A 1,068-nucleotide genomic window follows, 5' to 3' on the forward strand; every position below is an offset into this window, starting at 1 on the left:
GCCCTGATCGGACAGCAGCATGCCGACGCGGCCTTCTCCCTTGCGGTCGAGCAGCAGCAGCGGCCGGTTGTCGGCGCCCTTCATGACCACTTCGCCTTCCGGGTTCTGCACGCCTATGGTGCGGAACCAGCGGCTCCAGTGCGGCGGCTCGGTGGCCGAGCCATCGAGCCCACGCGTCACCGGGTGGCGCTGGCCGAGTTCGGTGAGGCGCGGATAGAAGGCCTTGTCGACAACTTCGCCGGTCGGCATCGCCGGCAGGGCGGCCATCAGCGGCGTGCGCGCGATCGAGCTTTCGCCGGCATATTCGGGGCCGGCCGCGATCAGCAGCGCGCCGCCCTTTTCGACATATTCGGAGATGTAGTCGTAATAGAGGATCGGCAGCACGTCGCGGTGCTGGTAGCGGTCGAAGATGATGAGGTCGAAATCCTTGATCTTCTCGACGAACAGTTCGCGGGTCGGGAAGGCGATAAGCGACAATTCGTTGATCGGCGTGCCGTCCTGCTTTTCCGGCGGCCGCAGGATGGTGAAATGGACAAGATCGACCGAGGCGTCGGATTTCAGCAGGTTGCGCCAGGTGCGCTCGCCGGCATGCGGCTCGCCGGAGACGAGCAGCACACGCAGGTTCTCGCGAATGCCGTCGATCAGTGCGATGGCGCGGTTGTTGGTGTCGGTCAGTTCGCCCGGTTCGCGATCGATGGCGAGTTCGACGATGTTGCGGCCGGCACCCGGAATGGTGACCTGCAGCGGCATGGCCTGGCCAACGGTGGCGTGCTCGACGGCGACCTGCTCGCCATTGACCGAGACGCGCACATCGACCGGGCCAGTCTCGTTTTCGGTCGAGATGACGCGGTAGGTCATGTCGAGCGGCTTGCCAACAAGGCCGAAGCGCGGCGCGTTCTCGAAGCGGATGCGGCGGTCCTTTTCGTGGTCGTTGCCGGTGATCAGCGCATGCAGCGGGGCGTTGAAATCTGGCGCGCCCGGCGGCGCGTCATGGACCTCGCCATCGGTGATCATGATCGCGCCGCCGATGCGTGACGGCGGCACGTCGCGGAAGGCGCCTTCAAGCGC

Annotated in this window: 1 pseudogene; it reads right to left on the minus strand. The window is 65.8% G+C overall.

What is annotated here, in order from left to right:
• Positions 1-1,068: pseudogene (locus tag EN991_RS37420) on the minus strand (hypothetical protein); the annotation flags it as partial.

Source organism: Mesorhizobium sp. M7A.F.Ca.US.005.03.2.1, from assembly GCF_003997795.1.
Lineage (GTDB): Bacteria > Pseudomonadota > Alphaproteobacteria > Rhizobiales > Rhizobiaceae > Mesorhizobium > Mesorhizobium ciceri.